The 12732-nt window shown below is 69.2% G+C and carries 15 protein-coding genes; 3 read left to right on the forward strand and 12 right to left on the reverse strand.

What is annotated here, in order from left to right; genetic code table 11:
* Positions 1-246: 246 nt before the first annotated feature.
* Together CG719_RS09125 and CG719_RS09130 are read right to left on the reverse strand one after the other, a co-directional pair.
* A complete protein-coding gene (locus CG719_RS09125; protein ID WP_100568030.1) occupies positions 247-570 on the reverse strand; it encodes an STAS domain-containing protein in 324 nt (107 codons plus the stop codon).
* Positions 571-716: 146 nt separating this feature from the next.
* Positions 717-1565 carry a 3-hydroxyacyl-CoA dehydrogenase family protein gene (locus CG719_RS09130; RefSeq protein ID WP_100568031.1) on the reverse strand — a complete coding sequence of 283 codons (849 nt, stop codon included), beginning with the start codon at positions 1563-1565 and terminating at the stop codon, positions 717-719.
* 302 nt (positions 1566-1867) lie between these two features.
* On the opposite strand from CG719_RS09130, the gene CG719_RS09135 reads away from it, so the two are divergent.
* Positions 1868-2440 (forward strand): cob(I)yrinic acid a,c-diamide adenosyltransferase, encoded by a 573-nt coding sequence (locus tag CG719_RS09135; RefSeq protein ID WP_100568032.1) that lies wholly within the window; start codon positions 1868-1870, stop codon positions 2438-2440.
* A 33-nt stretch (positions 2441-2473) separates the two neighbouring features.
* On the opposite strand, the gene CG719_RS09140 is transcribed toward CG719_RS09135, so the two are convergent.
* Entirely contained in the window at positions 2474-2917 is a 444-nt protein-coding gene (locus CG719_RS09140; RefSeq protein ID WP_159024837.1) for a hypothetical protein, read from the reverse strand.
* Positions 2918-2949: 32 nt separating this feature from the next.
* Here CG719_RS09140 and CG719_RS09145 point away from each other — a divergent pair, with 32 nt between their 5' ends.
* Positions 2950-3543, forward strand: coding sequence for a LuxR C-terminal-related transcriptional regulator (locus CG719_RS09145; RefSeq protein WP_100568034.1), 594 nt, complete (start codon positions 2950-2952; stop codon positions 3541-3543).
* A gap of 165 nt (positions 3544-3708) precedes the next feature.
* The gene (locus tag CG719_RS09150) at positions 3709-5538 is read left to right on the forward strand and encodes a glycoside hydrolase family 18 chitinase (protein WP_100568035.1); all 1830 of its coding nucleotides are present in this window, start codon (positions 3709-3711) and stop codon (positions 5536-5538) included.
* A 131-nt stretch (positions 5539-5669) separates the two neighbouring features.
* On the opposite strand, the gene CG719_RS09155 is transcribed toward CG719_RS09150, so the two are convergent.
* From CG719_RS09155 to CG719_RS36295, 9 genes are all read right to left on the reverse strand, one after another.
* Positions 5670-6116 (reverse strand): DUF2550 domain-containing protein, encoded by a 447-nt coding sequence (locus CG719_RS09155; protein WP_100568036.1) that lies wholly within the window; start codon positions 6114-6116, stop codon positions 5670-5672.
* Between the two features lie 130 nt (positions 6117-6246).
* Complete coding sequence (locus tag CG719_RS09160; RefSeq protein ID WP_100568037.1) at positions 6247-6621, reverse strand: F0F1 ATP synthase subunit epsilon; 375 nt, start codon at positions 6619-6621, stop codon at positions 6247-6249.
* A 111-nt stretch (positions 6622-6732) separates the two neighbouring features.
* Positions 6733-8169 (reverse strand): F0F1 ATP synthase subunit beta, encoded by a 1437-nt coding sequence (gene atpD / locus CG719_RS09165; protein WP_100568038.1) that lies wholly within the window; start codon positions 8167-8169, stop codon positions 6733-6735.
* Entirely contained in the window at positions 8169-9086 is a 918-nt protein-coding gene (locus CG719_RS09170; protein WP_100568039.1) for a F0F1 ATP synthase subunit gamma, read from the reverse strand. The genes atpD and CG719_RS09170 overlap by 1 nt, the downstream gene beginning before the upstream one ends.
* 21 nt (positions 9087-9107) lie before the next feature.
* Entirely contained in the window at positions 9108-10700 is a 1593-nt protein-coding gene (atpA, locus tag CG719_RS09175) for a F0F1 ATP synthase subunit alpha (RefSeq protein WP_100568040.1), read from the reverse strand.
* 141 nt (positions 10701-10841) lie between these two features.
* Positions 10842-11657 carry a F0F1 ATP synthase subunit delta gene (locus CG719_RS09180; RefSeq protein ID WP_100568041.1) on the reverse strand — a complete coding sequence of 272 codons (816 nt, stop codon included), beginning with the start codon at positions 11655-11657 and terminating at the stop codon, positions 10842-10844.
* A gap of 2 nt (positions 11658-11659) precedes the next feature.
* Positions 11660-12211 (reverse strand): F0F1 ATP synthase subunit B, encoded by a 552-nt coding sequence (locus CG719_RS09185; protein ID WP_100568042.1) that lies wholly within the window; start codon positions 12209-12211, stop codon positions 11660-11662.
* A 42-nt stretch (positions 12212-12253) separates the two neighbouring features.
* On the reverse strand, positions 12254-12487 hold the full coding sequence (gene atpE / locus CG719_RS09190) for an ATP synthase F0 subunit C (protein ID WP_100568043.1): 234 nt from the start codon (positions 12485-12487) through the stop codon (positions 12254-12256).
* Between the two features lie 77 nt (positions 12488-12564).
* Positions 12565-12732, reverse strand: a 168-nt coding sequence (locus CG719_RS36295; RefSeq protein WP_234375504.1) for a F0F1 ATP synthase subunit A, incomplete at its 5' end; no start/stop codon positions are given.

The following is a 12732-nucleotide window of genomic DNA, read 5'->3' on the forward strand; positions in this document are numbered from 1 at the left end:
GGCCCCTCCCGGCCTTGCCGCACACCGCGCTGTCGCTTCTGGTCCGGGCCCGCTCGAGGGTTGCTGAGCTGCGGGCGACCGAACCCTAAACCTTCGGCCAGTATCCACGACAGCCCGGGGTACCGGGCGGTCCGAGACGTCACGGTCTCATGAGGATTGCGCACCACGTACGGTTCGCCGATGTGCGCCCGGGTCTCCCCCGTCGCCCGGTTCACACCTGTTCGGGCCGGGCGGGAAGGTACTGGTCTAGACGCGGGGGAGGGACTCGACGCCGATGCCGCCCTCGATGGCGAGGATGCGGTGCAGGCGGGTGGCCACCAGCAGGCGCTGCATCTGCGGCGGCACGTCCCGCAGCACCAGCCGCCGGCCGCAGCGCCCGGCCCGCCGGTGGACACCCATGATCACGCCGAGTCCGGTGGCGTCCCAGGAGTCGAGCTCGGACAGGTTGAGCACCAGGTCGCCGGTCCCGTCGTCGACGGCCGAGTGCAGGACCGTACGGGCGTCCGCCGCGCTGCGGACGTCGAGGCGGCCCCCGACGACCAGCTCGGCGTGGTCGCCCCTGATGAACATATGCGCTCCCCGTGAATGCTGTGGCGTATCTCCGTGGCGGTGGCTGTGCAACCTCTGACTGCTTCTGCGGCGATCTGGTTGCTGCTTGTAAGCGAACCGATACCGAATTCACCCTCACGGGTGATCCCAGTGGCCCCTGTCCGGTCTCAGTGCTTGTAGAAGCCCTGCCCGCTCTTGCGCCCGATGTCACCGGCGTCAACCATCCGGCGCATCAGCTCCGGCGGTGCGAACTTCTCGTCCTGGGTCTCGGTGTAGATGTTGTCGGCGGCGTGCAGCAGGATGTCGACGCCGGTCAGGTCCGCGGTCGCGAGCGGGCCCATCGCGTGGCCGAAGCCGAGCTTGCAGGCGAGGTCGATGTCCTCGGCGGTGGCGACGCCCGACTCGTACAGCTTGGTCGCCTCGACGACGAGCGCCGAGATGAGCCGGGTGGTCACGAAGCCGGCCACGTCCCGGTTGACCACGATGCAGGTCTTGCCCACGGACTCGGCGAACTCCCGTGCCCGGGCGAGGGTTTCGTCGCTGGTCTTGTAGCCGCGGACCAGCTCGACGAGCTGCATCATCGGCACCGGCGAGAAGAAGTGCACCCCGACGACGCGCTCCGGGCGCTCCGTCACGGCCGCGATCTTGGTGATCGGGATGGCGGAGGTGTTCGAGGCGAGAACGGTGTCCTCGCGGACGAGCTTGTCGAGGGTGCGGAAGATCTCGTGCTTGACCTCGATCTTCTCGAAGACGGCCTCGACCACCACGTCCGCGTCGGCGGCCGCGTCCAGGTCGGTGGTCGTGGTGATGCGGGCGAGGGCGGCGTCGGCGTCGTGCGCCTCCATCCGGCCCTTGGCGACGAACTTGTCGTACGAGGCCTTGATGCCGTCCGTGCCACGCCTCAGTGCCTCGTCAGTGACGTCCCGCAGGACGACGTCCCAGCCCGCCTGCGCGGAGACCTGGGCGATGCCGGACCCCATGAGACCGGCCCCGATGACGGCGAGCTTCCGTGCCACTGACGACTCCCCTTCGAAAACGACTGCGCGACGACTGAGCGAGGACCGCGCGACCACCGCGCGACCACCGCGCGAGCGCTTGGCGCTCACCCGCTGCTTACGCCTGGCTCCTGTGCGGACATTAGCGCTCACACGGGTCCTTGAGACCCGTAAGTAATGCGCGTCACTGTCTCAGGGCGTGAGACACCCGTCACGTCCGGTGCGGGCGGGCGCGGCCGCGAATTCCTGGCGCCTCGGGCCGGGTTGGCGCCACCGCGGAAACGGCGCTCCGCGTCCGTCGCGGGAGCGTCTAGATTGGCCTCATGGTCAACCTGACGCGCATCTACACCCGGACCGGGGACAAGGGCACCACCGCCCTCGGCGACATGAGCAGGGTCGCCAAGACCGACCTGCGGATCTCCGCGTACGCCGACGCCAACGAGGCGAACGCGGCGATCGGCACCGCGATCGCGCTGGGCGGGCTCGCCGAGGACATCACCGAGGTCCTCACCCGGGTGCAGAACGACCTGTTCGACGTGGGCGCGGACCTGTGCACGCCGGTGGCGGAGAACCCGGAGTTCCCGCCGCTGCGGGTCGAGCAGTTCTACGTCGACCGGCTGGAGGAGGACTGCGACCGCTTCAACGCCGAACTCGGCAAGCTCCGCTCCTTCATCCTCCCCGGCGGGACTCCCGGCGCTGCCCTGCTCCACCAGGCGTGTACGGTCGTCCGCCGGGCCGAGCGCTCGACCTGGGCCGCCCTGGAGGAGCACGGCGAGACGATGAACCCGCTCACCGCGACCTACCTCAACCGGCTGTCGGACCTCCTGTTCATCCTGGCGCGCACGGCCAACAAGGCCTCCGGTGACGTGCTGTGGGTGCCGGGCGGCGAACGCTGAGCGCTCCTTCCCGCCGGCGCACCTCTCGCCCGCTCACCGTCGGGCCGGTGTGCGCTCCTCGTCCGGCCGGTCCGGCCCGGCCGGAGCCTTCCTGGGGAAGAGCAGGTACGACAGCGCGATCAGCCCGTGGATCCCGGCGATCCGCAGCGTCGTCCCGTGCCAGGACCTGAGCGGCTCGGTGGCGGACGGGTCGCCGGCGTACAGGACCGCCGCCCGGAGCACGGCGAGGGAGACCCAGGACGCGACGAGGGTACGCAGCCAGAGGCCGCCCTCGTGGCGCGCCCGGACCAGTCCGTGACGGGGCGGCGGGCTGCTCGGCGGGCTGGTGCTGATCGGCATCGGGCCGCACACCCGCGCTCGCCACGCCCCGGCCTCCGTCCTGGACCAGGACTGGGCGGTCGCCGTCCCGCTGCTGGTGATGGCGGGGTGCGAGCTGCTGTGCCGCACCCGGCCGGGGGCCGCCCTGCTCGCCGGCACCGCGGCGGTCGTCGCCCGCCGTCCGCGCCGGGCTGGTCCTGATCCTGCGCAGCGCGCCCGGCATCGAAGTGGCCGGCGAGGCGGCGGACGGCGAGCAGGCGGTGGCGCCGGCCCGCGAACTGCGTCCGGACGTGGTGGTGATGGGCATTCAGATGCCGTGGCTGGACGGGGTGTCGGCGACTTTGCAGGTGGTCGCGGAGCGGCCGGCCGACGTCCTCGTGCTGACCGCCTTCGGCCTCGACGAGTACGCCTTCGGGGCGCTGCGCGCGGGCGCGGCCGGGCTCCTGCTCAAGAGCGCCGAGGCGCGGGAGTTGGTGGAGGCGGTGCGCACGGTGGCACGCGGGGAGGGGATCGTCGCGCCCGCCGTCACCCGGCGCCTGATCGCCGAGTTCGCCGCCGCGCCGGCACGGGAGGCGAAAGCGGCGCCGGCCGCGCTGGGCACCCTGACCCCCCGGGAGCGCGAGGTGCTGTCGTGCCTGGGTGAGGGGCTGTCCAACGCCGGGATCGCCCTCCGCCTCGACCTCGTGGAGGGCACGGTGAAGACCCACGTCAGCCGCCTGCTGGGCAAGCTTGAGCTGCGCAGTCGGGTCCAAGCGGCGGTGTTGGCGCAGGAGTTGGGGATCTGAGGGCCGACGGGGCAACTGGTCCAGACCTATTGACCCGTGGTCCAGACCTTTCTATTCTCGCGGCACCGGTGGCGTGATGGCTCAGTCACGCCCCCGACCACAACCCCCACCGCCGAAGGGGTGGCCATAGCGCCCCGCAGGCGACCTCACAAGAGGAGGCGCGGTATGCGCTTCAGACACAGAGCCGCGGCCGGGTTCGCGACCCTGCTGCTCCCGCTGGCCGGCCTTGTCGGCCTCGCGGGCTCCGCCCAGGCCGCGACATCGGCCACCGCCACCTACGCCAAGACCCAGGACTGGGGCACCGGCTTCGAGGGCAAGTGGACGGTGACCAACTCCGGCTCCGCTGCCATCAGTTCGTGGACCATCGAGTGGGACTTCCCCTCCGGGACCTCTGTCACCTCCGCCTGGGACGCGGACGTGACCAGCTCCGGCACCCACTGGACCGCGAAGAACAAGTCCTACAACGGCACCCTCGCCCCGGGCGCCTCCGTCTCCTTCGGCTTCAACGGCGCCGGTGCCGGCTCCCCGAGCAACTGCAAGCTCAACGGCGGCAGTTGTGACGGCGGCAGCACCGTACCCGGCGACAACCCGCCCTCCGCCCCGGGCACCCCGACCGCCTCGAACATCACCGACACCTCGGTGAAGCTCACCTGGGGCGCGGCCACCGACGACAAGGGCATCAAGAACTACGACGTGCTGCGCGACGGCAGGACGGTCGCGACCGTGACGACGACCTCGTACACGGACACCGGACTGACCGCCGGCACCGACTACTCCTACAGCGTCCAGGCCCGCGACACCGCCGGCCAGACCGGCCCGGTCAGCGGCTCGGTCGCCGTGCGCACCACCGGCGGCGGTGGCGGCACCACTCCCCCGCCCGGCAACAAGGTCCGGCTCGGCTACTTCACCGAGTGGGGCATCTACGGCCGCAACTACAACGTCAAGAACATCGTGACGTCCGGCTCGGCCGCCAAGATCACGCACATCAACTACGCCTTCGGCAACGTCACCGGCGGCAAGTGCACGATCGGCGACTCCTACGCCGACTACGACAAGGCGTTCACCGCCGCCGAATCGGTCAGTGGCGTCGCCGACACCTGGGACCAGCCGCTGCGCGGCAACTTCAACCAGCTGCGCCAGCTCAAGGCCAAGTACCCGAACATCAAGGTGCTGTGGTCCTTCGGCGGCTGGACCTGGTCCGGCGGCTTCGCGGACGCGGCCAAGAACCCCACGGCCTTCGCCCAGTCCTGCTACGACCTGGTGAAGGACTCCCGCTGGGCCGATGTGTTCGACGGCATCGACATCGACTGGGAGTACCCGAACGCCTGCGGTCTGACCTGTGACACCAGCGGGTCCGCGGCCATCAAGAACGTGGCGGCCGCACTGCGCGCCAAGTTCGGCAACAGCGCCCTGGTCACGGCGGCCGTCTCCGCCGACGGCACCTCCGGCGGCAAGGTCGACGCCGCCGACTACGGCGGCGCGGCGCAGTACCTGGACTGGTACAACGTGATGACGTACGACTTCTTCGGCGCCTGGGACGCGAAGGGCCCCACCGCCCCGCACTCCCCGCTCACCTCGTACAACGGCATCCCGCAGGCCGGCTTCACCACGGCCGACGCGATGGCCAAGTACAGGTCCAAGGGTGTGCCGGCCAGCAAGCTGCTCATCGGCATCGGCCTGTACGGCCGCGGCTGGACCGGCGTCACCCAGGACGCCCCGGGCGGCACGGCCACGGGCCCGGCGAACGGCACGTACGAGCAGGGCATCGAGGACTACAAGGTGCTCAAGACGTCCTGCCCGGCCACCGGCACCATCGCGGGCACGGCCTACGCGAAGTGCGGCAGCAACTGGTGGTCCTACGACACCCCGGCCACCATCGGTACGAAGATGTCCTGGGCCAAGCAGCAGGGCCTCGGCGGCGCCTTCTTCTGGGAGTTCAGCGGTGACACCAGCAACGGCGAGCTGGTGAACGCCATCAACAGCGGTCTGTCGTAAGGGCCCACGGGTCCCGAGACCAGCGGAGCGCCCCCGGACCAGGTCCGGGGGCGCTCTTCGCCGTACTACGCCACATTCACCCTCCCCCAGACTTCGTCCGGGGGGGACCCCCAGCCAACGAGCGAATGCGGCTACGCCACATTCACCCGTTGGCCGGGCGGTGCCGCCTCCAGCCAGGCCAGGAAGCCCGTCAGCGCGTCCTCACTCATCGCGAGTTCCAGGCGCGTACCGCGGTGCAGGCAGGTGAGGACGACCGCGTCGGAGAGCAGGGCGAGTTCCTCCTCGCCCTCGGGCAGACGGCGGCCGGCCACCTCGATGGAGGCCCGCTCCAGGGTGCGGCGCGGGCGGGGCGCGTAGGAGAAGACACGGAACCACTCGACGCGGTCGCCGTTGTAGCGGGCGACACCGTAGCTCCAGCCCTTGCCGCTGGTGTCGGCCTTCTCCGGTACGTCCCAGCGCAGGCTGCAGTCGAAGGTGCCGCCCGAACGCTGGATGAGCCTGCGTCGCAGGCCGAAGACGAACAGTCCCATCACCACGAGCAAGACCACCAGCCCGCACACAGTCAGAGCGAGGACCATCGACACCGACCTCCTCGTCTCCTAGGTAATGGAACGGAAAAAACACCCACATTCACCTCAGCCGCGGCCGGTACCGGATTGCTCCGGTTCCGGCCGCGGCTGAGTGACGTCATCACACGGCTGGCTTGGTTCAGCTCGCCGTCGCCGCGCGCAGTCGGACCTCCGCGCGGCGCTCGGCATGAGCGTCGCCCTCCGCCTTCGCGCGTTCGAGCTCCCGCTCGGTGCGCTGGACGTCGATCTCGTCCGAGAGTTCGGCGATCTCCGCCAGCAGCGACAGCTTGTTGTCCGCGAACGAGATGAAACCGCCGTGCACAGCGGCGATGACGGTTGCACCTTCACTCGTACGGATGGTCACCGGGCCCGACTCCAGCACACCGAGCAGCGGCTGGTGACCGGGCATGACGCCGATGTCGCCGGACGTGGTGCGCGCGACGACCAGGGTGGCCTCGCCGGACCAGACCTGGCGGTCGGCGGCGACCAGCTCGACGTGCAGCTCAGCAGCCAAGAGTGGCTCCTCGGGTCACCACCCGGCAGGGCTGCCGGGTGTTGGGGTCAATTCTAAGGGGCGTGGGAGAGGGGGCGGGACCGCACCCGCCCCCTCGGGTGAGCTCGATGCTCAGGAGACGCCCAGCTCCTTCGCGTTCTTCTTCAGGTCCTCGATACCACCGCACATGAAGAACGCCTGCTCGGGGAAGTGGTCGTACTCGCCGTCGCAGATCGCGTTGAACGCCGCGATCGACTCTTCCAGCGGCACGTCCGAGCCGTCCACACCGGTGAACTGCTTGGCGACGTGGGTGTTCTGGGACAGGAAGCGCTCCACGCGGCGGGCACGGTGGACGACGAGCTTGTCCTCCTCGCCGAGCTCGTCGATACCGAGGATCGCGATGATGTCCTGCAGGTCCTTGTACTTCTGCAGGATGTTCTTCACGCGCATGGCCGCGTTGTAGTGGTCCGCCGCGATGTAGCGGGGGTCCAGGATCCGGGACGTGGAGTCCAGCGGGTCCACGGCCGGGTAGATGCCCTTCTCCGAGATCGGACGGGACAGAACCGTCGTCGCGTCGAGGTGGGCGAAGGTGGTGGCCGGGGCCGGGTCGGTCAGGTCGTCCGCGGGGACGTAGATCGCCTGCATCGAGGTGATCGAGTGACCGCGGGTCGAGGTGATGCGCTCCTGGAGGAGACCCATCTCGTCGGCCAGGTTCGGCTGGTAACCCACCGCGGACGGCATACGGCCGAGCAGCGTGGAGACCTCGGAACCGGCCTGCGTGAAGCGGAAGATGTTGTCGATGAAGAACAGCACGTCCTGCTTCTGGACGTCGCGGAAGTACTCGGCCATGGTCAGGCCGGCCAGCGCGACGCGCAGACGGGTGCCCGGGGGCTCGTCCATCTGACCGAAGACGAGCGCGGTCTTGTCGATGACGCCCGACTCGCTCATCTCGTCGATGAGGTCGTTGCCCTCACGGGTGCGCTCACCGACACCGGCGAACACGGAGACACCGTCGTGGTTGTTGGCGACGCGGTAGATCATCTCCTGGATGAGCACCGTCTTGCCGACGCCGGCGCCGCCGAACAGACCGATCTTGCCGCCCTTGACGTACGGGGTCAGCAGGTCGATGACCTTGACGCCGGTCTCGAACATCTCGGTCTTCGACTCGAGCTCGTCGAAGTTCGGCGCCTTGCGGTGGATCGCCCAGCGCTCGCCGTCGTACTCGGCGTCGACGTTCAGTACCTCACCGAGGGTGTTGAACACCTTGCCCTTGGTGAAGTCGCCGACGGGGACCGAGATCGCCGAGCCGGTGTCCGTCACCGGGGACTGGCGGACCAGGCCGTCGGTGGGCTGCATGGAGATCGTGCGGACGATGCCGTCACCGAGGTGCTGGGCGACCTCGAGCGTCAGCGTCTTCTTCTCGCCCGCGTTCGCCGGGTCGGCGACCTCGACGTGAAGGGCGTTGTTAATTTCCGGCATCGCGTCGACGGGGAACTCCACGTCGACGACCGGGCCGATGACCCGCGCGACGCGGCCCGCCGCCGTGGCCGTCTCAACAGTGGTGGTCATTACTTGTCACTCCCCGCGGTCGCGTCGGCCAGGGCGCTCGCGCCACCGACGATCTCGCTGATTTCCTGGGTGATTTCGGCCTGGCGGGCCGCGTTGGCAAGACGCGCGAGCGTGTTGATCAGCTCGCCCGCGTTGTCGGTGGCCGACTTCATCGCGCGCCGGGTGGCGGCGTGCTTCGAAGCGGCCGACTGGAGCAGCGCGTTGTAGATACGGCTCTCCACATAGCGCGGCAGCAGCGCGTCGAGGACGTCCTCGGCCGAGGGCTCGAAGTCGTACAGCGGAAGGATCTCGTCCTTCGCCACTGCCTGCTCCGACACCTCTTCGAGGCGCAGCGGCAGGAGCCGGGCGTCGGTCGCCGTCTGCGTCATCATCGAGACGAACTCCGTGTAGACGATGTGGAGTTCGTCCACGCCGCCGTCCTCGGTGTTCTGCTGGATGGCCTCGATCAGCGGGGCCGCCACCGTCTTGGCGTCCGCGTACGAGGGCTCGTCGGTGAAGCCGGTCCACGACTCCGTGATCTTGCGCTCACGGAAGTTGTAGTGGGCCACACCTCGCCGGCCGACGATGTAGGCGTCGACCTGCTTGCCCTCGCCCTCGAGGCGCACGGTCAGCTGCTCCGCCGCCTTGATGGCGTTGGAGTTGAAGGCGCCGGCCAGGCCGCGGTCGCTCGTCAGGAGCAGCACCGCGGCGCGGGTCGGGTTGTCAGCCTCCGTGGTCAGCGGGTGCTTGGTGTTGGACCCGGTTCCGACCGCCGTGACCGCGCGGGTCAGTTCCTGCGCGTACGGCGTGGAGGCCGACACCTTGCGCATCGCCTTGACGACACGCGAGGCGGCGATCATCTCCATCGCCTTGGTGATCTTCTTGGTCGCGGTGACGGATCGGATGCGACGCTTGTAGACCCGGAGCTGGGCTCCCATGAGTCAGGTCCCTTCCTTACGTCACTTGGCGGCAGCGGCCGGGGTGTCCTCGCCGAGCAGCTTTCCGTCGCCCGTCTCGAACTGCTTCTTGAACTCGGCGATCGCCTCGGCGGTGGCCTGGAGCGTGTCGTCGGACATCTTGCCGCCCTCCTTGATGGAGGTCATGAGGCCCTGCTCCTTGCGGTGCAGGTACTCCAGGAGCTCCTTCTCGAAGCGGCGGATGTCGGCGACCGGCACCTCGTCCATCTTGCCGGTGGTACCGGCCCACACGGAGACGACCTGGTCCTCGGTGGCCATCGGCTGGTACTGGTCCTGCTTCAGCAGCTCGACCATGCGCTGACCGCGCTCCAGCTGGGCCTTGGAGGCCGCGTCCAGGTCGGAACCGAAGGCGGCGAACGCCTCCAGCTCACGGAACTGGGCCAGGTCCACGCGCAGACGGCCGGAGACCTGCTTCATCGCCTTGTGCTGCGCGGAACCACCGACTCGGGAGACGGAGATACCGACGTTCAGCGCGGGGCGCTGACCGGCGTTGAACAGGTCCGACTCCAGGAAGCACTGGCCGTCGGTGATGGAGATGACGTTGGTCGGGATGAACGCCGAGACGTCGTTGGCCTTGGTCTCGACGATCGGCAGACCCGTCATCGAGCCCTTGCCCATGTCGTCGGACAGCTTCGCGCAGCGCTCCAGCAGACGGGAGTGCAGGTAGAAGACGTCGCCCGGGTAGGCCTCACGGCCCGGCGGACGGCGCAGCAGCAGCGACACGGCGCGGTAGGCGTCGGCCTGCTTCGACAGGTCGTCGAAGATGATCAGGACGTGCTTGCCCTGGTACATCCAGTGCTGACCGATGGCGGAACCGGTGTACGGCGCCAGGTACTTGAAGCCGGCCGGGTCGGACGCCGGGGCGGCCACGATGGTCGTGTACTCCAGCGCGCCGTTCTCCTCCAGCGAGCGCCGGACCGACGCGATGGTGGAGCCCTTCTGGCCGATGGCGACGTAGATGCAGCGGACCTGCTTGTTCGGGTCGCCGGTGCGCCAGTTGTCACGCTGGTTGATGATCGTGTCGACGGCCAGCGCGGTCTTGCCGGTCTGACGGTCACCGATGATCAGCTGACGCTGGCCGCGGCCGATCGGGGTCATGGCGTCGACGGCCTTGTAGCCCGTCTCCATCGGCTCGTGCACCGACTTGCGCTGCATGACCGTGGGGGCCTGCAGTTCGAGGGCGCGGCGACCCTCGGTCTCGATCTCGCCGAGGCCGTCGATCGGGTTGCCGAGCGGGTCCACCACGCGGCCGAGGTAGCCCTCGCCCACGGCGACGGACAGAACCTCACCGGTGCGCTGCACCGGCTGGCCCTCCTCGATACCGCTGAACTCACCGAGGACGATGGCACCGATCTCGCGCTCCTCGAGGTTGAGGGCGAGGCCGAGGGTGCCGTCCTCGAACTTCAGCAGTTCGTTGGCCATGGCCGAGGGAAGGCCCTCGACCTTCGCGATGCCGTCGCCGGCAAGGGTGACCGTACCGACCTCCTCGCGCGAGGCCGCGTCCGGCTTGTACGACTGGACGAAGTTCTCCAGCGCGTCCCGGATCTCCTCCGGCCGGATCGTGAGCTCCGCCATCTGGGTTCCCTGCTCTCCTTGTTGGGCCCGAAGTTTCACTTGGGGGGTATTCCACGAGTCGGGGACTCCCCCCAATAAGAGGTGAATCCTCTGCACGGCCCAACCAGGGCCGTCGTGTACGTCTTGCGTGTTGAGTTGCTGCTAGCTCGCCATGCGGCGGGCGGCGTCCTCGAGCCGGTCCGCGAGGGAGCCGTTGATGACCTCGTCGCCGACCTGCACCCGCATCCCGCCGAGGACGTCGGGGTCCACGTCGAGGTTGAGGTGCATCTGGCGGCCGTAGAGCTTGGCGAGGGCCGCGCCGAGGCGCTGCTTCTGCGTGTCGCTCAGGGGGACCGCCGAGGTGACGACGGCGACCATGCGGTCGCGGCGTTCGGCGGCGAGCTTGGTCAGGGACTCCAGTCCCGCTTCCAGGCTACGTCCCCGCGGCGCGGTCACAAGGCGCGTCACCAGACGCTCGGTGGTCGGGGCCGTGCGGCCGCCGAGCAGCCGGCGCAGCAGTTCCTTCTTGGCCGAGGCGGCCGCGGCGCGGTCGGTCAGGGCCGCGCGCAGGCCGGTGCTCGAGGAGACGATCCGGCCGAAGCGGAACAGTTCGTCCTCGACGTCGTCGAGCGTGCCGTTCCGCTGTGCCGCCGTGAGGTCGGCGACGTCCGCCAGCTCCTCCAGCGTGTCGACCAGGTCGCGGGGCTGCGACCAGCGGGAACGCACCATGCCGGACACCAGGTCGGTGGCCGTGCCGCCGATCTGTCCGCCGAGCAGGCGCTGCACCAGCGTGGCCTTGGCCTCGCCGGACTGCGCCGGGTCGGTCAGGACCCGACGCAGACCGACCTCGCGGTGGAGCAGCGCGGTGACGGCCGCCAGTTCGTCGGCGAGCCGGCCGGCGTCCACGGAGGTGGAGTCCGTCAGCGCGTCCAGACGCTCCCGTGCGGCGGTCAGCGCCTCACGGCTGGCTCCGTGCATGGTCATCGAGTCGCCTCGGCCTTCGAAGCGGCTTCATCGAGGCCGTCGAGGAAGCGGTCGATCACACGGCTCTGCCGGGCGTGGTCCTCGAGGGACTCGCCGACGAGCTTGCCGGCCAGCTCGGTGGCCAGCGTGCCGACGTCCTGCCGGAGCGCGGACGCGGCGGCCTTGCGGTCGGCCTCGATCTGGGCGTGGCCGGCGGCGACGATCTCCTCGCGCTGACGCTGGCCCTCGGCCCGCATCTCGGCGATGAGCGTGGCGCCCTGCTCCTGTGCCTCCTGGCGCAGGCGCGCGGCCTCGTGGCGGGCCTCGGCGAGCTGAGCCTTGTACTGCTCAAGGACGCTCTGGGCCTCGGTCTGCGCGGCCTCGGCCTTCTCGATACCGCCCTCGATGGCCTCGCGGCGCTCCTCCAGAACCTTGTTGATGTTCGGGAGGAGCTTCTTCGCGAGGAAACCGAAGACGATGACGAAGGCGATCAGGCCGATGACAAGCTCGGGGATCGGCGGGAGGAGCGGGTTCTCCGTCTCTGCCGCGACCGTGAGCAGCGGGCTCATGTTTCTGCCTTTCGTCTGGTCGGCTGGAAGTGAATCAGCTGATTACTTGATGCCGTAGACGAACGGCATGACCAGACCGATCAGCGCCAGCGCCTCACAGAAGGCGAAGCCGAGGATCTGGTTGGCGCGGATCAGGCCGGCGGCCTCGGGCTGGCGGGCCAGGGCCTGGGTGCCGTTACCGAAGATGATGCCGACGCCGACGCCGGGACCGATGGCAGCGAGGCCGTAACCGATGGAGCCGATCGAGCCGGTAACAGCGGCAAGGGTCTGGGACATGCCAGTTCTTCCTTTTCTTTCCGGACCGGTGGGGGTTGGCCACCGGACGATCAGGGGGTTGTTGCTGCGCGGGGCGCTCAGTGGTGCTCGGCGAGCGCGCCCTGGATGTAGGTGCACGTCAGGAGGACGAAGACGTACGCCTGCAGTGCCTGGATGAAGAGCTCGAAGGCCGTCATCACGATCGTCATGACGAAGCTGACACCGGCGTAGGCGATACCGATGCCGTTGAGCAGGTACCAGCTGGC

Source organism: Streptomyces sp. CB01373 (assembly GCF_002803075.1).
Lineage (GTDB): Bacteria > Actinomycetota > Actinomycetes > Streptomycetales > Streptomycetaceae > Streptomyces.

Coding starts and splice junctions, on each gene's coding strand:
- CG719_RS09125 (WP_100568030.1), bottom strand. CDS start 570: ATGTTCATCAGGGGCGACCACGCCGAGCTGGTCGTCGGGGGCCGCCTC.
- CG719_RS09135 (WP_100568032.1), top strand. CDS start 1,868: ATGGTCAACCTGACGCGCATCTACACCCGGACCGGGGACAAGGGCACC.
- CG719_RS09150 (WP_100568035.1), top strand. CDS start 3,709: ATGCGCTTCAGACACAGAGCCGCGGCCGGGTTCGCGACCCTGCTGCTC.
- CG719_RS09155 (WP_100568036.1), bottom strand. CDS start 6,116: ATGGTCCTCGCTCTGACTGTGTGCGGGCTGGTGGTCTTGCTCGTGGTG.
- atpD (WP_100568038.1), bottom strand. CDS start 8,169: ATGACCACCACTGTTGAGACGGCCACGGCGGCGGGCCGCGTCGCGCGG.
- CG719_RS09170 (WP_100568039.1), bottom strand. CDS start 9,086: ATGGGAGCCCAGCTCCGGGTCTACAAGCGTCGCATCCGATCCGTCACC.
- atpA (WP_100568040.1), bottom strand. CDS start 10,700: ATGGCGGAGCTCACGATCCGGCCGGAGGAGATCCGGGACGCGCTGGAG.
- CG719_RS09180 (WP_100568041.1), bottom strand. CDS start 11,657: ATGCACGGAGCCAGCCGTGAGGCGCTGACCGCCGCACGGGAGCGTCTG.
- CG719_RS09185 (WP_100568042.1), bottom strand. CDS start 12,211: ATGAGCCCGCTGCTCACGGTCGCGGCAGAGACGGAGAACCCGCTCCTC.
- atpE (WP_100568043.1), bottom strand. CDS start 12,487: ATGTCCCAGACCCTTGCCGCTGTTACCGGCTCGATCGGCTCCATCGGT.